12 protein-coding genes are annotated in these 21,660 nt (G+C 59.1%); 7 read left to right on the top strand and 5 right to left on the bottom strand.

Annotated elements, in window-relative coordinates; translation table 11 throughout:
- Positions 1–4: 4 nt before the first annotated feature.
- Positions 5–6,424 carry an NEL-type E3 ubiquitin ligase domain-containing protein gene (locus tag AACY07_RS09205; protein ID WP_339474495.1) on the bottom strand — a complete coding sequence of 2,140 codons (6,420 nt, stop codon included), beginning with the start codon at positions 6,422–6,424 and terminating at the stop codon, positions 5–7.
- Between the two features lie 158 nt (positions 6,425–6,582).
- Between AACY07_RS09205 and AACY07_RS09200 the strand changes: the two genes are divergently transcribed.
- The 3 genes from AACY07_RS09200 to AACY07_RS09190 all read left to right on the top strand — a co-directional run bounded on the left by AACY07_RS09200 (position 6,583) and on the right by AACY07_RS09190 (position 9,859).
- Positions 6,583–6,801 (top strand): DUF2970 domain-containing protein, encoded by a 219-nt coding sequence (locus AACY07_RS09200; protein WP_133076877.1) that lies wholly within the window; start codon positions 6,583–6,585, stop codon positions 6,799–6,801.
- Positions 6,802–7,722: 921 nt separating this feature from the next.
- On the top strand, positions 7,723–9,381 hold the full coding sequence (locus AACY07_RS09195; RefSeq protein WP_133076878.1) for a nitrite/sulfite reductase: 1,659 nt from the start codon (positions 7,723–7,725) through the stop codon (positions 9,379–9,381).
- Positions 9,365–9,859, top strand: coding sequence for a DUF934 domain-containing protein (locus AACY07_RS09190; protein ID WP_133076879.1), 495 nt, complete (start codon positions 9,365–9,367; stop codon positions 9,857–9,859). Before AACY07_RS09195 ends, AACY07_RS09190 begins: the two co-directional genes overlap by 17 nt.
- 69 nt (positions 9,860–9,928) lie before the next feature.
- Here the strand turns inward: AACY07_RS09190 and AACY07_RS09185 are convergent, their stop codons facing one another.
- Positions 9,929–15,010: an NEL-type E3 ubiquitin ligase domain-containing protein gene (locus AACY07_RS09185; RefSeq protein ID WP_339474494.1), complete on the bottom strand. Its 5,082-nt coding sequence runs from the start codon at positions 15,008–15,010 to the stop codon at positions 9,929–9,931.
- Positions 15,011–15,203: 193 nt separating this feature from the next.
- A complete protein-coding gene (gene sohB, locus AACY07_RS09180; RefSeq protein WP_133076881.1) occupies positions 15,204–16,223 on the bottom strand; it encodes a protease SohB in 1,020 nt (339 codons plus the stop codon).
- A gap of 205 nt (positions 16,224–16,428) precedes the next feature.
- Between sohB and AACY07_RS09175 the strand changes: the two genes are divergently transcribed.
- The 4 genes from AACY07_RS09175 to AACY07_RS09160 all read left to right on the top strand — a co-directional run bounded on the left by AACY07_RS09175 (position 16,429) and on the right by AACY07_RS09160 (position 19,560).
- Positions 16,429–17,139, top strand: a complete 711-nt coding sequence (locus tag AACY07_RS09175; protein ID WP_339474492.1) for a histidine phosphatase family protein — start codon at positions 16,429–16,431, stop codon at positions 17,137–17,139.
- A 57-nt stretch (positions 17,140–17,196) separates the two neighbouring features.
- On the top strand, positions 17,197–17,511 hold the full coding sequence (locus tag AACY07_RS09170; RefSeq protein ID WP_095000408.1) for an SCP2 sterol-binding domain-containing protein: 315 nt from the start codon (positions 17,197–17,199) through the stop codon (positions 17,509–17,511).
- A 190-nt stretch (positions 17,512–17,701) separates the two neighbouring features.
- Positions 17,702–18,769: a phosphotransferase family protein gene (locus AACY07_RS09165; protein ID WP_339474491.1), complete on the top strand. Its 1,068-nt coding sequence runs from the start codon at positions 17,702–17,704 to the stop codon at positions 18,767–18,769.
- A 23-nt stretch (positions 18,770–18,792) separates the two neighbouring features.
- Entirely contained in the window at positions 18,793–19,560 is a 768-nt protein-coding gene (locus tag AACY07_RS09160) for an SDR family oxidoreductase (RefSeq protein WP_339474490.1), read from the top strand.
- A gap of 102 nt (positions 19,561–19,662) precedes the next feature.
- Here the strand turns inward: AACY07_RS09160 and AACY07_RS09155 are convergent, their stop codons facing one another.
- A complete protein-coding gene (locus tag AACY07_RS09155; RefSeq protein WP_339474488.1) occupies positions 19,663–20,757 on the bottom strand; it encodes an NAD(P)H-dependent flavin oxidoreductase in 1,095 nt (364 codons plus the stop codon).
- Positions 20,754–21,659, bottom strand: coding sequence for an enoyl-CoA hydratase (locus tag AACY07_RS09150; RefSeq protein WP_219263090.1), 906 nt, complete (start codon positions 21,657–21,659; stop codon positions 20,754–20,756). The genes AACY07_RS09155 and AACY07_RS09150 overlap by 4 nt, the downstream gene beginning before the upstream one ends.
- Position 21,660 lies beyond the last annotated feature (1 nt).

The raw sequence follows: 21,660 nt of genomic DNA, 5'->3' as shown, positions 1-21,660 counted from the left end.
TCTGTCACATCGGCACACTCTCGCCGCGTTCACGCTGCGACAGGCGCATCAGTAACGCCCGTCGCTCGCTCGCCTTCTTCTGCCCCATGGCTTCGATTTCGCGACTGTAGGCTTCGCCCAATTCCGGGTGAAGATCCTGCAGGGCTTCGGCCTCCAGTTCAAAGCGCTGCTCCAGCGCCGAGAAGTCCGCTTCGTAGGTGCGCTTCAGGTAGTTGACCCAGTAATCCTGGGCGATCAGTTGGTCCATATAGGCCGGACTGTCCTGGGCGGCAAGCACCTTGGTGAACGCCGTTTCGATATCGTCTGCAGTCACCTGCGCCGCGTTCCTGTACAGCATGTCCCTGGGCTGGCTGGGCAGGTCCAGGCGACCGGCCAGGCTGATGCGATAGGCCAGGCGAATTTCCGCAGGATCAATATCAGGATGCAGGCTGATGGCCGCAGCGGCTATTTCTTCCACTTGCCCCAAGCGGAACAGGCTGGTGGCCAGGCGCAGCAGCACCGTGCCTTCTTCGCCGGGCAGCACGGCATGCAGCGCATTGAACTCATGGACTTTCACTTCCAGATCGCTGAACAGCAGAATGCGTCCATCCCCGCAGGTCATGGGTGAATGGGCGATGACAAACACGTCGCGGCACAGGGCCGGATCGGAATCGGCCGCCTGTAAAACATCCCAGACCCGTCGCGTCAGATCAGCCTTGTCCTGAATAAAGTCGCGGGTGTACTTCAACTGCGCGAGCAAATGAAACAACCCTTCGCTGCCCTCCCGGGCACGCAGGCCATCCCAGATGGCATGCTTTGGCGAAAGCTCGGGCACAGTGTCAAACCAGCGTTCCTTTTGCAGATTCTCTGGCTCCGAGCCCGGGTGCACCAGATCCTCATCCGACACATCGGAGGAGCTGGCCGCTGTGTCCGTGTCCTCCAGCGCCAGCTCAATGTCCTCACGGGTAAAACCAAGGCTGTTGCCCGAAAACTCCATGTAGTCCCTCAGCGTGCTGTAACTGACGCTGGACAGCAGGTTATCGGACAGGTTGGTGTGGGCCATCAGCCCGTCGTTATTGCCTTCGAACAGCTCCGAGGGGATGTAGTCAATGTGGTTATTGCTCAGGTCCAGGGCGCCAAGGGCTGGGCTGGTGAGCGCACACACAGGCCAGCGCTCCAGGTTATTGCCGCGCAAATTGAGGGTTTGCAGTTGGGTCAGGCCGGTAAGGTCAAAACTGTCGAGGCCGTTATAACTCAGGTCCAGCCACTGCAAATGGGCCAGCGATTGCAATTGGCGCTGCAGGTGCTCTCCGCTTTCAAGCAGGTTGTAGGAAGCCTCAAGGCGGGTCAGGTTGTCCAGTGAGCCCAGTGCTTCGGGCAAGCGGGTCAGCCTGTTGTTGTTAAGCCGCAAGGTATTCAAGGCCGGGAACTCACTGATAAATCCGGAACTGCCGTGTGCACCAAGCCTTACGCCACTGAGGTCAAGGGTGGTGACATGATCCAGCGAGGCATTCAACGGTGCGATATCCCCCAGGCACAGATCCGAGAAATCCAGGCTATGGATATTGCCCAGGTCATCCGTGGCAGAAGCACCCCGCACATGACGCCACGCATGCAGCACCCTGTCAGCCGCCCGCCTGCGGTCGATCGCACTCACCCAGCGCCCTCCCTCTCGACGACCAGGGACATCAATCCAGGTATTGAGACGCTGGATCAGCCCATCGTACTGATGATTCCACTGTGCCAGCCGAGCCTCGATGTCCAGCGCACCCAGCCCTTGGGTCCGCCATTGCTCGATGCACGCGATGGCGTCCGCGAGCCCCATGTCAGGATGGATCCTGAGCAGCAAGGCACCAGGATCGGTCAGCGGCTGATCAGGGTCGAGCGCCGGAGCGGCCACGAGCAACAGATCCGGGTTGTCGGATACGTCCTCGGGAAAAAACTCGGGCGTGCCACCGGTTTTGCCTGATGCCAGCAAAAAGGGGCTGATATCCCCGGCGCTCTCGCGCCCGGTACGGCGTGCATAGGCCAGCAAATCGGCACAGCTGGCAGGGGTTAACCGGCATCCGCGCAGGTGTGTGCCGAGCATCAATTGGTCATGCCCCTGCAATGCCGCTCGAGGGACTTCGCTGATGGCGCTGCGGTTCAGGTTCATTTGGCGCAACAGCGGTAACTGCAACGCCCCCGTGGGCCACAACCTGATCCCCGAGTCACTGAGGTCAAGTGACTCGAGCCGGGTCAGGGTGCTGACGTCCAGGGCTATGACGCGATTGCCCTGCAAGTTCAGTTTCTGCAACTCGGTCAAACGATTCAGAAGGCCCTGCATCGTGGGGCTGAGCGTCAATTCGTTAAACGCCAGGTTGAGGTCAGTGATCTGCCTCAGTTCACCGAGGGCCGCGGGCAATGAGGTCAGATTGCTGCGGCTCAGGGTCAAGGTCTTGACGTGGGTGAACACGCCCAGAAAGCGGTCCAGCTCATCGTGGGGAACTCTCAGGTTACTCATGTCCAGACTATGCACATGACCAAAACCGTTCGCGGGCAGTGCTGGCAAGTCATGCACCCCGCCTCCCGACAGATCCAGAGAACCGCTTCTTGAAGCCTGCCGCCACGAGGGGCCCGGGCTGGCTTCTTGTACCTCCAGACGGGCAGCAACACCCTGGCTCCAGCACTGCTGAAGCCTGTCGGCCACTTGCCTGCGAAAAAACATGTCGGCAGTGGGTGGCTGCTTGTCTATCCACCGGTCTATCGCCCCAGTGAGTGCCTCCTGCTCTGCATGCAGCGCATTCACTCGCACCAGCAGGTCAGGCAACGCCTGGTACCGGCCTGCGTATTGAGTCAGCACCGTGTCGCGAAAATGCACATCCTGGGGTACAAAACGCTTGATACATCCCCGGCAGTAATCCGCTATCCACTGCTGCGCATCCATCGGATGCGCCGGGTTGTCACGCACGTACTCGTAGGCCCTCATCACCGTCGCCGGGTCAATGCCCGACCAGTTCAGGTGCATACCCCGCCAGAGCCGCAAATGCCCGGAAAATAAAGGCTCAGGCAAGGTCTTGAGGGTGGTGCCTGACAGATCAAGGGTTTCGAGATGCTCAAGGTCGAGCAGGCCGCCGGGCCAGTGTCCGAGGTTCCCGTGTACCCGCAATGCCCTCAACCCGGGCCAGCCACTGACGTCCAGGGTATCCAGCGCCCCCACCAGGGACAGGCGCTCGATCTGGGTGACAGCGCGCAGTTGTTCGATAAAGGCCCGGGAGAAACCCTGCCATCGGGCCTCAAGGGAAAGATCCGTGATCCAGGACAGTTGCGCCAAGCCTTGGGGCACTGCCAACAATTCTGCATGCTCAACATTCACCTCAAGGCGCTGCACGCCGGGAAAACGCCGCACAAAGCCCATGCCGGGCTCACTCATCAGCAAGTCGGCATCCAGCTTCAGCGTCCTGACATGGGAGAAATCGGCTTGCAGTGCCGGCAGGCCAGTGATCCAGTCCAGGTCGAATTCCAGATTGAGGTAAGACGAAGGCTCACCGTTGCGGTACAGCCCCTCGCGCCAACACGCGACCAGGCGGTCGCTGACGTGCTGGCGCATGGCCTGATGGAGCGGCTCTCTGGCAGCAACCTTCCATTGCTGCAGTGTCTGGCGCAACCCGTCCAGCTCGCGCTGCCGGGTCATGAGAAAGTGATATACCTGCTGATCTGACTGACCTTCTCGCAGGCGGTTACTGACATAGCTGATCACCTCCTCATCGGTCATGTTCGGATAAACCTCGCGCATGCGGGCAATCAGCGACGCTGACACCTCCCCCGCTTGAGCCCTGCCCGACAGGGGGTAGCCGATCCGGCTGTTGATTCTTTGCAGTCGGGGCCTGGACCTCGGGACGTGGAGATTCAGACAGCGGGCCATTTCATCGCGGTGCGCGGTCCCATAGTCCCTCAGTGCTCGTTGCAGCTCGGCGCCCTGAGTCGCCAGGGGTATGGCCGACAAATGCTCCCGGCAATACAGGGCCAGCCGGGCCGTGTCCCGTGTCGCCTGAGCCGGTAAGTACAGGCCCGCCAAGGCCCGGTTAAGACGGCTCTGCTGAGCCAGGGTGCGCGCCAGATCGTCCATTGCCGGTGGCACCTGACGGGGCTCGCCCATATGGGCCAACTCGCGATACCCGGTCTGTTCCAGCAGCTCCCGGGCCACCCGCTCGGAAAGCATGGGATAGCGACGGCGCAGCCAGTCGACATCCGGGTTGGGCTGTTTGCCCAGGCCGCCCATTTCGGCCCCGCCGGCAAACTGCTCCAGGGTGTCCATCAACATGGCCGGGACAGGCAGGCCATCGACGTGGATCTTGCGCAGTTCATCATCAGTAATCGCGCACACATCGCCGATCCGGGCCAGGGTCGGGTCATCGAATCTGTCCGTGCAATGTCCCAGTCGACGCAACAATGTCCCGCGCGACCATTGCAGAGGCTGCTCGTAACTGTGCCGCCAGGCACCCGCCTGATTGTGTTCGAGCAGGGGTTGATAGGCCGCAGCGTCCGTCGGGTGCTTGACCCGCCAGGCATTGAGCGCCGGGTCGAACACCTGCTCATAGAAGCACTGGTCGATCTGCACATAGGTCTTGCCATCGACCCGATACTGGCCCAACGCATTGGGCCTGACGTGTGGCTGAAACAACGGATCACATCGATAAGGCACAAGGTCCGGATTCCACAGCCTGGCCTCACCGCCGGGCAGGACGATTTGCGTGAGATGGTCGACCCACTTCGCCAGACTACCGTCTGCCACCTTGCCGAACGCATAACCGCCGCCGCTCATGGTCGCGGCCAGCGCCACGTTGATGGCCACCGCCTGCAGGCTCGCCCAGGCACCGTCAACATCGCCAGCCGTCCAGGCTTCGACGCCGTGATAGACCTGCGCGCCCATTTGCAACGCCATGACCGCCATCATCACCTCGCCTGCGCCGGGGATAAAAAACGCGGCCACATTCACTGCATCCATCCCCAGGCCCAGCCAGTAATCCAGACGCTCTTGCAGCAGCTTGCTGTCGGCATCGGCGGTTGGCACCGCGAGCTTGCGCGCATTGGCTTTCAACCGTTCCAGGTACAGGCTGTACAGCCCGTTGAACAACTGGCCGGGGGGCGTATCCAGGTAGACCTGGCCAAGCTTGAGGTCGACTTCATCCACATAGACCGCAGGCTCAATCCCCTTGGGGTCAGGCGCGCGCTTGTACAGCTGGTGGTTGAGCCGCGAGAGAAATGCCTGGGCCTCGCCCTGGGGCATCAGGTTGGCAAACAACCGCTGATACTGCGGTGTGCGCAGGTTCAGGCCCAGCTCATACTGGAAGGCTTCCAGGGACGGGTATTGCTTGAGTGGCGCCACCGGATCACCGGGGATATAGACCACCAGGGGTTCCATATCGGGTTTTTTCATCACCGGCACCTGGAACCCAAAGCCGCTGTCCTGCCACTCGGTCACCGGTAGAGTTGAGCGCCAGGGACCGATCAGCAACACCTCGGCCACGGTCAATCCATACAACTGCAATTGACTGAAGACCACCGGCTTGCCATTTAGCCTGGGCTGCGGGTCGTCTTCGAGCACGCCGCGCAACATGTCATAGGCCGTTGCTGACACCTGCTTTTGCATCAAAGCGGTATGCAAGCGCACAGCCAGCAGCTCTTTTTGTGCGTGGATCATCTGGCGCCGCACCAAAGGTGCCCGACCAGGGGCCTCAAACACCGCGCCCAGATGCGCCTGATACTGCTGCCCCAGATCCAGGGCCCGGCAGATCTGCGAGAACACCTGGGGGGACATGTCCAGTTTTTCCCGGTAGCTGAAGCCAGGCACGGGCTTGAGATTGTCCAGCGTCTCCTCGAACAGGCTGACCACAGGCCCGGTACCGTGCAGTAACCCGTCGGCGACCGTGGCATAGATGTCCGGGGGTTGCGCCGCATTCGTCATGCCCAGGGGCAAAGCCCCTGCCGGGGCCAGTGCACTGACCTGCCCTTTGACCACCAGGGAAAACGCCTCATTGCCTTCAAAGTTCATCAACGCGGCTTGCAACAGGCTTTGATGTTGCACCGGCTGATTGCGTCGCAGATAAAACAGCCGGTTCCTGTTGATATCCATGCCCTGGCTGGAGGCACTGTGACTGTGCAGCGCCTCCTTGAGCCTGGGCTCGGCAAACTGGGTGATGCCTTGCAGGTCCTTGAGGGTTTTGGCCAATTCGACATAGGCCCGTTGGCTGCGGGCCTGACTGACCATCAGCGCCTGGCGCAACCAGGACGGTGCATTCGTGAACCACGGCGGTGGCTCGACCGCAGACACCAGGCCCTTCCACAAACCCGGTTCAAGACGCTTGATATCGGCCACATGGCTGTGTTTGATCCAGCCCGGCAGCTGGCGTTTGATAAAAGCCGCGTGCGGCCCCAGCCCATTGCGTATGTATAGATTGTCCATAGTGGGAACTTCCAGAGACTCGTTTGAATGAGCCTCACTACTACGAAAGTTCCAAATCGGCGGGTGGTAGTCCGTTAGCGCACCGGGAAATACCCGCTCCCAGAGCCAGGTCTTGGCTACGCTGTATCGAGCGGGTGCGAACAACAGAGGAGAGGCAAATGGACGATCCTGCGGACAACAAGCCACCGACCTTCTGGCAAATGCTGCACAGCGTGATGGCCGCTGCGTTTGGTGTACAGAGCGGAAAAAACCGGACCCGGGATTTCACCCACGGCAAACCCGCCCATTTTTTGCTGTTGGGCCTGTTATTTACCGCGGTGTTTGCCTTGATCCTGTTCGGGATCGTCAAGCTGGTGCTGCATCTGGCGGGGGTATAACGAACCCGGACTTCATCACCCATCCCGCGTGTAGTCGCTGACGAGTAGAACGAGGCTGCGATCGATCGCGAAGCGGTCGCAAAACCGGTACACGCGGTTTGCCTGGCTAACCGTGGAAGCTGATTTCCGACGGCTGCGTCGGGGTGCCGCATCACGCCGGACGCAGCCTCGCACGGCTCGTCAGCGACTACAGATCTCATCACCCATCCCGCGTGTAGTCGCTGACGAGTGGAACGAGGCTGCGATCAATCGCGAAGCGGTCGCAAAACCGGTACACGCGGTTTGCCTGGCTAACCGTGGAAGCTGATTTACGACGGCTACGTCGGGGTGCCGCATCACGCCGATCGCAGCCTCGCACGGCTCGTCAGCGACTACAGATTTCGCCACCCATCCCGCGTGTAGTCGCTGACGAGTGGAACGAGGCTGCGATCGATCGCGAAGCGGTCGCAAAACCGGTACACGCGGTTTGCCTGGCTAACCGTGGAAGCTGATTTACGACGACTACGTCGGGGTGCCGCATCACGCCGATCGCAGCCTCGCACGGCTCGTCAGCGACTACAGGGCGGCTACTGATGACTCACCCAAAACACCGCCGTGGCAACCACCAGAATGATCAGGAAAAAAATAGCCCACGCATCAACCTTGCTGTCGTTTTTGCGCGCTTTCACGGGAGTACTCATCGCATCGCCTCTTTTCGGTTTTATGGGTGATTGCTTGAAGACTTCTGCTCAGTTAAGTCCAGCAATGCCCCGACCACAAGTAAGGGATTGAGAATCAACCTCTTATAGTCGTTTTGGTTCTTTGCATATGCTTAAACATCACTTTTGCGCATAACTACAAACTGGTATCGTGCCCCGCTCCGTGGGGAGTGCGCGGCCGTGCGCGCAGATAAGCTGTTAGCAGCCTGAGAACAGGACCTATATGTACGTATATGACGAGTACGATCAGCGGATCATCGAGGACCGCGTAAAGCAGTTCCGGGATCAGACCCGACGCTATCTGGCAGGTGAGCTGAGCGAAGAAGAGTTCCGCCCCCTGCGCCTGCAAAATGGCCTTTATGTTCAACGTTTTGCCCCGATGCTGCGAGTTGCGGTGCCGTATGGTCAACTGACTTCGCGCCAGGCGCGAATGATGGCCAAAATCGCTCGCGACTATGACAAGGGCTATGCCCACATCAGTACCCGCCAGAACGTGCAGTTCAACTGGCCCGCGCTGGAAGATATTCCGGACATTCTGGAAGAGCTGGCAACCGTGCAGATGCACGCCATTCAGACCAGCGGCAACTGCCTGCGCAACGTCACCACCGACCAGTTCGCCGGTGTCGCTGCCGATGAACTGATCGATTCGCGCCCTTGGTGCGAAATCGTGCGTCAGTGGACGACCTTCCACCCGGAATTCGCCTACCTGCCACGCAAATTCAAAATTGCAATCAACGGCTCGACATCCGACCGTGCTGCAATCGAAGTCCATGACATTGGTCTTGAGCCCGTATTCAACGAAGCCGGCGATCTGGGCTTTCGCGTACTCGTGGGTGGCGGCCTGGGCCGTACGCCGGTCATCGGCGCGTTCATCAACGAGTTCTTGCCGTGGCAAGACCTGCTGAGCTACCTCGAAGCCATCCTGCGGGTTTACAACCGCTATGGCCGTCGTGACAACAAGTACAAGGCGCGGATCAAGATTCTGGTCAAGGCCCTGACGCCTGAAGTGTTTGCAGAGCGCGTTGAAGCCGAAATGGTTCACCTGCGCGGTGGCTCGAATACCCTGACCGAAGCTGAAGTGCAGCGTATCGCCAAGCACTTCGTGGACCCGGACTACAAAGCCCTGCCTGACTTCGGCGCTGAACTGGCCGAACTCGACAAGCAGCACCCGGGCTTCGCCCGTTGGCGTACCCGCAATACCCTGGCCCATAAAAAGCCGGGTTATGTCGCTGTCACCCTGTCGTTGAAGCCTACCGGCGTCGCGCCGGGCGATGTGACCGACAAACAGTGGGACGCAATTGCCGACATGGCCGACCGCTTCAGCTTTGGCCAGTTGCGCACCTCCCACGAACAGAACATCATTCTTGCCGATGTGGAAGAGAACCAGTTGTTCACCATGTGGGGCGAGTTGCGCGAAAATGGCTTTGCCACGCCGAACATTGGCTTGCTGACCGACATGATCTGCTGCCCGGGCGGCGATTTCTGCTCCCTGGCCAACGCCAAGTCGATCCCGATCGCCGAATCGATCCAGCGTCGTTTCGAAGACCTGGACTACCTGTTCGACATCGGCGAGCTGGACCTGAACATCTCCGGTTGCATGAACGCCTGTGGTCACCACCACGTCGGTCACATCGGGATTCTGGGTGTCGACAAGAAAGGCGCCGAGTTCTATCAGGTGTCCCTGGGTGGCAGCGCCAGCCGTGACGCAAGTCTGGGCAAAATCCTCGGTCCTTCGTTCGCACAAGACGCCATGCCGGATGTGATTGAAAAGCTGATCGACGTCTACGTTGAAAAACGTACCGAAGACGAGCGCTTCATCGACACCTATCAACGTATCGGCATTGACCCTTTCAAGGAGCGCGTCTATGCAGCGAATCATTAAGAACAATCAGGTCATCGACGAAACCTGGCACTTGCTGCCCAAGGAAACCACCTTTGACGAAATCTCCAACTGCGACGATCTCATCGTCCCGTTGGTGATGTGGCGCGAGCACGGCCATGCACTCAAGGCCCGTGATGGCGGCCTGGGTGTGTGGCTGGACAGCGATGAAGAAGCCGAGGAACTGGGCGAAGACGTAGCGCATTTTCAGGTCATTGCCCTGAACTTCCCGGCCTTCACCGATGGTCGCAGCTACTCCAATGCCCGCTTGCTGCGTGACCGTTATGGTTACAAAGGCGAATTGCGCGCCATTGGCGATGTGCTGCGCGACCAGTTGTTCTATCTGCATCGCTGCGGTTTTGACGCGTTCGCCATTCGCGCCGATAAAGACCCGTACGAAGCACTGGAAGGCTTGAAGGATTTTTCGGTGACCTACCAGTCGTCGAGCGACGAGCCGATGCCGCTGTTCCGCCGTCGTTAAGTGTGTGGCTGGCCTTGGGTTCACCCAAGGCCAGCCCATCTTCAAGGTTTATTCAGGCGCCGCGCCAGGCTAAACCTGCATAAACGGATGTTCTGCTATTTCTTCCCGGGTCAATCGGCTGATGATGACCTCTCTCGCTTGGCGACGACTTTCCCCTACCTCCCCTGTTTGCTCAACATAGTCCTGACTGGACATGCTCTCGCGCCCGACATATAGCGACTGCATGCGCTCATGCAACGGAGAATCCGCTGACTGAAACACCGCAGGGTACTTCTTCTCCAGAAACGCTTCCCAGAACGCCTGTTTTTCAATGAAGGCAATCCGCTTGGCCTGGGTGTCCTCACTCAACACATAGTATTTTGCAGCCTCCAGTTCCTCCGGGGTGACGTTGGCCAACCGTTCAAAGATCATGCTCCTGGGCCGTGCGGGCAAACCAAGTTCCTCGGCTAACCTGACCTGATAAAACATCTGTACTTCCAACGGTTCGATCCGTTCGAGCCGAAGCTGCAAGTCAACAGGGCTGAGCCTCTGCGCCAACTGCATGGCTTGCGGCGTTGCCAGCCGATAAGCAATACCTTGCTGCTCCTGCGGGGTCATGTCCGCCAAGGGCTGATCCAGCTCAACCGTACCCGCAGCATCAACCAGGCGCTGCAACTGCTGGACGTAATTTCGCTGATCGGTATGGACCTGGGCAATTCGCGATTCAATGACCCCTTGCACATGGGTGTCCAGCAACTCGATGCGAAACAGCCCATAACTCAGTCGCAGGAGTTTTTCTTCGGCATTGGCTGCGCCTTGAGCCGTCATGATCTGGTGTCGAAGTTCCAGGTCCGCAAAGATCATCGGAATGCCATCGGCACAGGTATTCGGATTGGCCGATACGTCAAATAACTGTTCTCGCAACTCACTGTTGCCGTGCATCCCGTCAAGCATGCTCCATACGCGCGTCGTTAAATTTTCACGCCCGCGCAAATACTGGGATGACGCGCTGAGGTCCTCCAGGACGCGGAAAAAATCAGTCGAGCGACCCATGCCTCTCAGATCACTCCAGACGCCAAGTTGTTCGGCCGTGGGCTCTGGCGCCCAATGAAAAATCCCGCGTACGGGTTCGACATGTTGACGACGTGGCCTGATGCCAAAGGTGATGCCGTGCTCGCGCCGGTAATTTTCCAGGCGGCGCAAAGAGTCCGCACTCAACGGGTTGTCATGCAAGAACGTGACTCGATTAACCGCAGCCCTGCCGGCAGTCAGCACCTCTGGTGGTATGCGACTAATGCTGTTGTCACGCAGATCAAGGGTTTGCAGGCGCCTGAGTGACAGCACACCCTCAGGCCAGGTTTGCAGGCCGGTATAGCGCAACTTGAGTTGTTCAAGATCCACCATGCGCTGAACAGAGATGCGCCTGCCCAGAGGGTTGCCCACCAGATCAAGGGATTTGAGCCTGGTCAGCCCCGACAGCAGGGTAGCTGCACTCTCGTTTAACACAATCTGATTGCCACGCAGATTCAGTTCGAGCAGTTCAGGCATGCTGGAAAGCGCCGCAGGCAGTTCGGCAAGCTGGCTGTTGACCAGGGACACTATTCGCAGATGAGGGAACTGCTCCAGAAACCTGTCGGGGAATTGACCGTTTGGCGAGTTGTGCAAGCGCAATGAGCTGACATGGCTGAAATCCGCCGACAGATCCGGCAGGCAATCAACCGGCCATGCATTGAGATCCAGGACATACCCGCTGTGCCCTTCCAGATGCACACTCTCGCCCAGCCTGCGCCAGGTGCGAATCAGGGTCTGGCTGATCCCGCGCTTGACCTGGGCCGATACCTGCACCCGCGGCCCCACCGTCGGCTGGCTCCACACCGTGCTGCCCACCCAATGGTCAAGATCGTTGCGCAGTGTCTGCAACTGCGCCTTGAGCTGGGTCAGGGCCTGGGCAGCCAATTGCGGACTAAGCCTCAATCGGTACAAAAACTGCCCCACCTGTGCCTCGCTCATGGTCGGGAACAGCTCTCTGGCCAGGTCCTTGAGCTGCCTGGGGCTTTGCTCTTCCAGCAAGCGTCCCGAGCGCCCGCCCAGGGTGTATCCCACACGGCCATCAGCCAGGCGCAACGGAGATCTGAACCAGGGTTTAATGGGTTGCATACCCATCAACTGGGCACTGCGCGCCCGATTGCGTGCCGCCGCGTCGGCAATCTTGCGACCAAGCACTGCCCCGGCATCGACCACGGGAAGGCCCAGTACGCTGCGCTCCGCAGGCGTCAGCGTATAAGCCACACAGTTCAACAGATCGGCACTGCGATAAGCCCTTCTCTGAACAGTTCCAGAAATCTCGTACTCGCCATCACCCTTCAGAAACTCCCGGGTTTTCGTGGCTGTGGCATTGCCCACGGAGTGCAGCACTTCACCGGTACGCTTGTCACGAATCACAAGGCGCAAATACGCGGGCCAGCCCGGAAAATCCGCCAGGGCCAACAAGGCCAGCGAGTTGCTGTCGGCGTTGCGCAAGGCTTCAAAGTAGAGACCCTCTATCGAGCGATTCAAGCGCACAACCTGGGCGTAATGGCGCGCCTCCTCCAGAACATGCAACTGCAGACGTTCGCCACTGCCGAGGGCATCAAGTTCTTCAGGGGACAAGTGGCTGATTAACTCCTCCAGCACGGGCACCGGCAAGCCGGGAAACTGCCTTCTAAGCCTGTGTGCCAGCCTTGGCACAACCTCGCCACCGCTGTACAGCCGCGAGAGCAGCTCGGCTTTGCTCACTTGGGCAAGCTCACCCAACATGCGCGAAAGGGCTTGAACCTGCGCCTCAAGCCCTCTGACAGGCTGCCCCAGCAATCTGTCGACTTGACGGGATGACAGGCATTCCAGGGTCACTTTCAACAGATCGCCGTTCCTGACCTGGCTTTCAGCAATTTGCAGTCGCGGATGGGTTTCCACCCGGTCAAAGCCATATTCCTCCAGCACCACCCCCTCCCTGTCGACCAGGCGCAGCACTCGATCCGCAGGCCAGCCCGGCAATCGGGTCAGCAATTGCAGTTGCAACGACGCATTGTCTACGGAGCGATTGATGCCCTGTTTCATCTGCTCGATAAAACTCTCGATCATTTCACTTAACCGTACGCGCTTGATACTGTCCGCCAACAGGGCCGGTGGCGGCAGGTGATCCATGTACAGCTTGCGCAGCAGCCCCTCACCGGTATTGGTCACCTTCAAAATCAGCTCGGCCGTTGCCTGTGACACCCCTTTCACCTCAGGACCGAGGCGGCTGAACAACTGCGCACGCGACCATTGCATGGGGGTCTCCAGTTCATGCACCCATGCCCCGCAACCGTTATGTTCGAGCCGGGGCGTATAGGCCCCGGCGTCCTTGGGATGCTGGATAAAGCCCTGCCGCGCGCCGGCAACCGGCATCACCCGGAACACACGACCTTCAAGCTGGATAAATTGCCTGCCGCCCACGCTGTGCAGCCCTTGCGCATCGGGGACGACTCCGGTCAACGAGACGTCCTTGAATACATAGGGTTCAAGGTCCGGGCGCCACAAACGCAACTGGCCTGTGACCGTGCGCACAGGCACCAGCGCATCCACCACGGGCAATGGACGCAATGCGGATGCAGCCCCGGCAGAACCGGCCGCCAGGGCAACGTTTTGTGCGATATCGAACAAGTGCTCCAGGGCCGCGACGCGGTCATTGCGTTGCCAGGCCTTGATCCCTTCATACACATCGACACCCAGCTGAATCACACTGGTTACCAGCAAAATCTCACCCAGAACAGGCACAAAACCCAGCGCCAATGTCAGCAGGCTGAGCCCGGTATTCAAAAAGGTCGCCTGGCGTTCCAGGCGGGTCTTAGAATCTTCGTCTTCAGTGGGCACGACCAGCAATCTGGCATCGTCCTTGATTTTCGCCAGCTGCAAACGCCAGGCCACGACACAGGGGTCTTCTGTCTGGGGCAGATGCACGCTCTCGGACATCAGGGCCGGCTCATTGATAATGGGCGGGCGGCGCAGCAACAGCGAATCCCAGGTCACATGCTTCATGTCCGTACGCCGCATGAACTCGGCGCGGTGACGCAGCGGCACCAGTTCAAAGAAGTAACGAGCAAACACCTGGCCCTTCAACCACTCGCGCAATGTCGCCTTGAGCATTTCAAAAGATTCAAATGCGTGAAAAGCCCGATCAGGACTGTTCGGCAGATAAAGTACGCACGCCTGTACTTGCTGCACGGGCTGTTGCTCTGGCCAAAAGACCATCACCCCCGGCACTTCAAAGCCCATGATCTGCAACGTGCTATGGCCAGGCAGCATGCCCGCCAATCGATTCCCGGGGGCCGACAACAGATTGAGCACAAAAGCGTAATGCACCGTCATGACCTCCCTCTTCATATGCGCCATGTGCAGGGCCGACAAGACTTCGCAGCGTATGTTCCGGCTGAACAACCGATTTAATTTAGACGCTCTGGAATTGACATTCTCCGGCGCCAAGTTGCCATCGACCGGTTCAAACACATCAGCCAAATGCCTCTGGTACTGCATACCCAGGTTCAAGTCGCGGCATATAAGTGCAAAGTGTTGCGGCTTCAGGGTCGCGTGTTCAACCTGCCTTCGGCCAACAACTTCATAAATACAACTACCCGAATCAAAGCCGTCACTGCGGGTTTCTGAAACTTCAAAATTCTGCAACGCCGCTTGCAACAAACTGTGGTCAGTGGTGCTGGCTACCAGATCAAGCTCCAGTGACTCGGGGTGCAGGATATCGGGCAAGGTTAACCTGATCAGTGTGTCCACCAGCTTGACTTGCTGACGGGCAAAGAACAGCGTCAGGTTACTCAACAGACGAACATGCTTGATCCCGTAGGCTCTGGGGTTCACCTGGCCCCAGCCGCGACCCGCCAGCACGGCCTTGAGCAACGGTTCAGCAAACTGTTCGATGGGTTGCAACCCGGCCAGGACAGCGCCTACCGCGCGCTGGGTCTCCTGGCCCTGGATAAAGCTGTTGCGCAATGCCTCACGCAAGCCGGGGTCTGCCTGAATAAACCAGGGCGCCAACAAGGCAGCTATATAAGCACCATGTTGATTGTCGGCCCGCGAATTGGCCAGTTGGCTGGCGCGTTCAATAACGGAGTGTTCTGTCTGTGATGCACTAGTGTGTGTCATGGCTCAAGCTCGGCATAGGTGTGATACCGCCAGCTTATAGAGCGCACATTAATAAAGTCCGTTAATTACTTGATCACACTGCTAGCAACTCAGTTAAAAACAGGTTTAAAACAATTAATAATTACCACACTTAAAAACCAGAACAAGTTCCAAACAAACGGCACTGCTGCAACTGCAACAGTGCCGGGGGTTATTACCAGAAACGCTGTTGAGTCAGACGTGCCCAGAGTGAATCAACCACCTTTTCAGCCGACGTGCTGGCCGCCAGCCCCACTCGCTCCTGCAAGCTTTTACGCTGGGCATAGTGCAAGTGATAAAGCTGGGCATCCCTGGCCCGCTCGGACAGGTACTCGTCGCTGGTCTTGAGCTCATCGACCAGTTGCATGTCGACCGCGGCAACACCCAACCAGACTTCACCGGTGGCCACTTCATCGATTGCCAGTTGCGGACGATACTTGGCCACAAAGTTCTTGAACAACTGATGGGTAATGTCCAGGTCCTGCTGGAACTTCTCGCGGCCTTTTTCGGTGTTTTCACCAAACACCGTCAGCGTGCGCTTGTACTCGCCTGCGGTTAGCACTTCGTAGTCGATGTCGTGCTTTTTCAGCAGGCGATTGACGTTGGGTAACTGCGCAACGACGCCAATGGAGCCGAGAATCGCAAACGGTGCGCTGATAATTTTCTGCCCGATGCACGCCATCATATAACCGCCACTGGCGGCGACTTTATCGATGCAGACAGTCAGCGGGATGCCTGCCTGGCGAATACGCGCCAGTTGCGACGATGCCAGGCCATAGCTGTGCACCATGCCGCCACCGCTTTCCAGGCGCACGACCACTTCATCAGTCGGCTTTGCGAGGGTCAGCAGCGCAGTGATTTCGTGACGCAGGCTTTCAGTGGCAGAAGCCTTGATGTCACCGACAAAGTCCAGAACAAAGACCCGAGGTTTGTCATCAGGCTGTTTTTTCTGCTTTTTGTCCGCTTTACCGGTCTGCTTGTGCAGTGCCTTGAGCTGGCTCTTGGACAACAACGACTGTTCAAGACGCTCACGCAGGCCTTTGTAAAAGTCATTGAGCTTGATGACCTGTAATTGCCCGGTGGCCCGGCGCCCCTTGCCACGCAATGCCGCAAGGGTCACGAGGACCACCACTATGGCAACCACCAGGGTCACGGTCTTGGCCAGAAAACTGGCGTACTCGGCAAGAAATTCCACAGCCTCTCCTTAAAACGTCTGCAGCCCTCGGGTCAGGGCTGCGCAATGGCAACCAGCATACCGGCGCCAACCGGGGCCTGCCAGCCGTGAAACGCCTCGCATTCAGTCTCAGGAGGAATTCAAACAAGCGTATGTTTTTTCATTGACAGCCACTTGCCATCCTCCTAACCTCGCCTGACTTTCAGCGGACCGGAATGACGCGGACGTGGGCAGCATCTATTTGATACGACATGGCCAGGCCTCCTTCGGTGCAGACGACTACGACGTGCTGTCACCCCTGGGCGTGCTGCAGGCACAAATTGCCGGTCGGCATCTGGCCGACCTGGGCCTGCGCTTTGACCGTTGCCTGTCAGGCGACCTGTCACGCCAGCAAGACACCGCGCGCCATGCCCTGGCACAGATCAACGCCGCCGGGCTGCCCATCCCTGCCCTTGAAACCGACGCCTCATTCAACGAATTCGATGCATTCGCCATACTCGAAGCCCTGCTTCCCGGCTTGCTGCCAGAGGAGCCTGAGGCGCTGGCGATCATGAGCGATGCCGCGTGCAACCCGGCCGAGTTCCAGCGCATCTTTGAACGGATCATCGACCGCTGGCTCAGCGGTAGCTGGGACACCCCCGGTCTGGAAACCTGGATGGGGTTTGTCGAGCGGGTTCAAGCGGGGCTCAACCGCATTCTTGAACTTGCCAAAAGCCAGCAGAACATTGTCGTGTTCACGTCTGCCGGCACCATTACCGCCCTGATCCACAGCCTGACCCGCATTGCGCCCACCGATGCCTTCAAGCTCGGCTGGCAAATTGTCAATACCTCGCTCAGCCAGCTCAAGTTCCATGGCAACGAGGCAACCCTGGCTTCCTTCAACAGTCATGTGCATTTGCAACTGTTGAAGACGCCGTCACTCATCACCTATCGATGAGCGTCGGCAACCGCGGCCCTCGGGCCGCTGTAAACCACCCTATATAAGGATCGAACCATGACTTCTGTAGCTGATGCCGTTCAAGCAATGAAAGCCAAATTCAACCCAGCCGCTGCTGCAGGCCTGGACCTGGTATTTGGTTTTCGCATTGATGAAGACAAACACTTCTCGCTGATCGTCAAAGACAGCACCTGTGAACTGAAGGAAGGCGAAAACCCGGACGCCCAGGTCACTCTGGTCATGGACGGCGAAACCCTGGAAGGCATCGTCAGCGGCGAAACCGACGGCATGCAAGCTTTCATGGGCGGCAAGCTGCGCGCTGAAGGCGACATGATGCTGGCCATGAAGCTGAGCGAACTGTTCCCGGCCTAAGCCACCGGCAACACCCAGAACCGAAGCCCACGCGCTTCGGTTTTTTTTGTCCTGTGCTTCACTCAGGCAATGGTTATCAAGGGAGCTGATCCCCCATTAACACCCCTGCCTATTAAGGCTGCGCCTGCCCTGGTTGCCCATTAAATTAACGAATGTTGTCAGGCCACAAATATAAGCAGAAGAGATAAACATGGCGCTTACCGACTCGTCCACCCGCATCCGCCCTGGCGAAGAACTCGACGCCAACCGCATTGATCCTTACCTCAAGGGCCAGATCCCGGACCTTGAGGGGACACCCACGATCAGCCAGTTCCCCGGCGGTGCTTCCAACCTGACCTACCTGATTGACTACCCGGGCAAAGAGCTGGTGCTGCGCCGCCCGCCCTTTGGGCACAAAGCCAAGTCTGCCCACGACATGGGCCGCGAGTTTCGCATCCTTAATCAGCTCAAGGACGCCTTCCCCTACTGCCCCAAGGCCTATGCCCATTGCACCGACGAAAACCTGATCGGCTCCGAGTTCTATGTCATGGAGCGGGTCAAGGGCATCATCCTGCGCTCTGATCTGCCCCAGGAACTGGCATTGGATGCCGACGCCACCCGAACACTGTGCAAGCGTTTTATCGACACGCTGGTCGAATTGCATCGCGTTGATTACAACGCCTGTGGCCTGGGTGATCTGGGTAAGCCCCAGGGCTACGTGCAACGTCAGATCAGCGGCTGGAGCGAGCGCTACGAAAAAGCCCTGACCCCCGATGCGCCGCGCTGGGAGGCGGTCAAGGACTGGTTGCAGACCAACATGCCAGCCGATCACCCGACCCCAGGCATCATCCACAACGACTACCGCTTCGATAACGTGATCCTCGATCCCGCCGACCCGATGCAGATCATCGGCGTGCTGGACTGGGAACTGACCACCCTGGGTGATCCGCTGATGGACCTGGGCAACACCCTCGCCTACTGGATTGAAGCCGACGACCCGGCCCCGATCCAACGAATGCGGCGCCAGCCGAGCAACGCCCCCGGTATGTTGACCCGCCGCGAGTTCGTTGATTACTACGCTGAGCGCTCGGGAATCGAGATCGACAACTACGATTTCTACTACACCTACGGCCTGTTCCGTCTGGCGGGTATCGTCCAGCAGATCTACTACCGCTACTTCCACGGCCAGACCCGGGACAAACGTTTCGCGCAGTTCGTACAGATGAACGCCCTGCTTGAGCACATGAGCCTCAACGTCATTGGCCGCTCCAGCCTCTAAGCCCGAGATCACAAGGAATCAGCATGTCCAGGACTCAACTGTTCGACCTTGATGGAAAAATCGCTTTTGTTTCCGGTGCCAGCCGCGGTATCGGCGAGGCCATTGCCCGGCTGCTGGCCCAGCAAGGTGCCCACGTCATTGTCTCCAGCCGCAAACTCGAAGGCTGCCAGCCTGTAGCCGACGGAATCATCGCCGATGGCGGCAAGGCAACAGCCATTGCCTGCCATATCGGCGAAATGGAACACATCACCCGCACCTTTGCGCGCATCCGCGAAGATTTTGGGCGCATCGATATCCTGGTCAACAACGCCGCCACCAACCCGCAGTTCTGCCACGTACTGGACACCGACCCGGTGGCCTTCCAGAAAACCGTCGACGTGAACATTCGGGGTTATTTCTTCATGTCGGTTGAGGCCGGCAAGCTGATGCGCGAGCACGGCGGTGGCAGCATCATCAACGTGGCCTCGATCAACGGCATCACCCCGGGTGAGTTCCAGGGGGTGTACTCGATGACCAAGGCCGCGGTGATCAACATGACCAAAGTGTTTGCCAAGGAATGTGCCGCCTACGGCATCCGCTGCAACGCACTGCTGCCGGGCCTGACCGACACCAAATTTGCTTCGGCACTGGTCAGCAATGACGCCATCCTCAAGTCAGTCCTGCAACATATCCCGCTCAAACGCGTTGCCGCCCCCAGTGAAATGGCCGGTGCAGTGCTGTACCTGGCCAGCGATGCCTCGAGCTACACCACCGGGGTTTCGCTGAATGTGGATGGCGGGTTTTTGTCCTGACCCCTGTGGAAGCGGGCTTGCTCGCGATGGCATCCACCCAGCTTGCCTGCCAGAACGCAGCGCCCGCATCGCAGGCAAGCCAGCTCCCACAGGTTGTGTCACTCAACGCTGATACCGGTCGCCCAATCCCTGATGACGCATGTTTACCGCCATCAGGCAGCGCTCTGCCTCTTGCACCATCTCCTCGATCAGGTCCTGGCAGCTTTTCAGATCGCCAATCGCCGCCGCCACTTGCCCGCACGGCAGAATCCCTTCATCCGGTACGCCATCCACCATCGAACGCTGCAGCAGTACCGGCTGGTTGGCCGCCATCACGGTTTGCGACAGGGCACCGGGGTCTTCCTTCACCGACTGGACGAACACGCCAAGCATATGCCCCAGGCTCATGCCGGTCTGTTGCTTCCAGTGCCAGGCACTGCCCAGGGCAATTCGAAGACGGCCAAAGGCGCTGGCCTTTTCCAGACGATTGATGAACGCGTTCTCGATCATCCGGTGGCGCATGCCGTCCACTGCGGTGGTGACGCGGATACGTTGGGGATCGGCGACTTTTACATAGCGCTCCAGGGTGGCAAGGGGCGTGGGCGATTCCTGGGTCATCAGGAAGCGCGTGCCCATTGCAATCCCGGCCGCACCGCTGGCCAGGGCGCCTGCCAGTCCGCGCCCGGTGGAGTAGCCACCCGCCGCAATCACCGGTACCCGCACCGCATCCAGCACTTGCGGCAGCAAAATGGTGCTCGGCACGCCTCCGGTATGCCCGCCGCCTTCGCCGCCCTGCACGGTGATCATGTCCGCGCCCAGTTCAACGGCTTTGATCGCGTGCTTGAGCGCGCCCACGGTCGGGATACACAGCACCCCGGCCTTTTTGAAACGGTCGATGGTCTGGCGGTCCGGACCACGTCCATAACTGACGGCGCGCAAACGGTACTCAATGGCCAGGTCCACGCACTGCGCGGCGTTTTCCTGGAACATATGGAAATTGAGACCGAAGTTACTGCCCCCCGTGGCCTCAATCACCCGCTTGATTTCAGCCTCCAGCTGATCCGCAGCAAGGGTCGCACCCGCCAAAAACCCGAAGGCTCCGGCCCGGGTACTGGCGATCACCAGATTGGCGTCTGCCACCCAGCCCATCGCGGTTTGCACGATGGGGTAGCGACAGCCCAACCCATCGGTCAACGCCGTTTTCAGGTACTCGCTCATCGACCCTCTCCCGCAGCCGTCTTGTTCGCTTCGATCATGGCCTTGGCGTCGTAGCCCCCAAGCTTGTCACCCGACAGCAACTCATTATGACTATGGGCAAAGTGATGCCAGGCAAACACCGCATCCATCGCCGTGCGCTTGCCTTGCAAGTCTTCAACGTGATTGATCGCCTGCTTGGTCAGCGCCAGTCCCATGCGCGGCTGCCTGGCAATCGCCGCTGCCAGCGCATAGGTGCCCGCCTCCAGTGCTTCGCGGGCAAAGAGGCGATTGACCATGCCCATCTGATAGGCGCGCTCGGCGCTCATGCGATCCCCGGTGAACAGAAATTCCTTGGCTATACGCGGATTGAGTTCGTAGGGATGGGCAAAATACTCCACCCCCGGAATGCCCATGCGCACCACCGGATCCTGAAAGAAGGCATCGTCACTGGCCACGATCAAATCGCAGACCCACGCCAGCATCAAACCACCGGCAATGCACGCACCCTGCACCATGGCGATGGTCGGCTTGGGCAATTCGCGCCAGCGCCGACACATGCCCAGGTACACCTCCTGCTCCCGGGCATACAGGTACTCGCCACCCGGCTTGTTGGTGTGATCCCACCACAGGCTGGCGCGGTCGAACTGTTTGTTGATATCGCGCCCGGGGGTGCCGATGTCATGCCCCGCCGAGAAGTGCTTGCCATTGCCGCGCAGCACGATGACCTTCACTGCGTCGTCATTCACGGCGCGGCGAAAGGCATCGTCCAGGGCATAGGTCATCTGCGAGTTTTGCGCATTGTTCACGGTGGGCCGGTTCATGGTCAGCGTGGCAATACCATCGGCCACTCCATACAGCACCGGCTCTTCGGTTTCATACACAGCGGTATCAGCCCGCTGTACAAATTCGCTGTCGCGGCTCATG

Source organism: Pseudomonas sp. RL_5y_Pfl2_69 (genome assembly GCF_963970465.1).
GTDB lineage: Bacteria > Pseudomonadota > Gammaproteobacteria > Pseudomonadales > Pseudomonadaceae > Aquipseudomonas.
This window is presented reverse-complemented; position numbering and strand designations above follow the sequence as displayed.

Excerpts from the sequence above, each read along its gene's own strand:
- AACY07_RS09195 (WP_133076878.1), top strand. The coding sequence starts at position 7,723 with ATGTACGTATATGACGAGTACGATCAGCGGATCATCGAGGACCGCGTA.
- AACY07_RS09185 (WP_339474494.1), bottom strand. The coding sequence starts at position 15,010 with ATGACACACACTAGTGCATCACAGACAGAACACTCCGTTATTGAACGC.
- AACY07_RS09165 (WP_339474491.1), top strand. The coding sequence starts at position 17,702 with ATGGCGCTTACCGACTCGTCCACCCGCATCCGCCCTGGCGAAGAACTC.
- AACY07_RS09150 (WP_219263090.1), bottom strand. The coding sequence starts at position 21,659 with ATGAGCCGCGACAGCGAATTTGTACAGCGGGCTGATACCGCTGTGTAT.
- AACY07_RS09205 (WP_339474495.1), bottom strand. The coding sequence starts at position 6,424 with ATGGACAATCTATACATACGCAATGGGCTGGGGCCGCACGCGGCTTTT.
- AACY07_RS09160 (WP_339474490.1), top strand. The coding sequence starts at position 18,793 with ATGTCCAGGACTCAACTGTTCGACCTTGATGGAAAAATCGCTTTTGTT.
- AACY07_RS09170 (WP_095000408.1), top strand. The coding sequence starts at position 17,197 with ATGACTTCTGTAGCTGATGCCGTTCAAGCAATGAAAGCCAAATTCAAC.
- AACY07_RS09155 (WP_339474488.1), bottom strand. The coding sequence starts at position 20,757 with ATGAGCGAGTACCTGAAAACGGCGTTGACCGATGGGTTGGGCTGTCGC.
- AACY07_RS09190 (WP_133076879.1), top strand. The coding sequence starts at position 9,365 with ATGCAGCGAATCATTAAGAACAATCAGGTCATCGACGAAACCTGGCAC.
- AACY07_RS09200 (WP_133076877.1), top strand. The coding sequence starts at position 6,583 with ATGGACGATCCTGCGGACAACAAGCCACCGACCTTCTGGCAAATGCTG.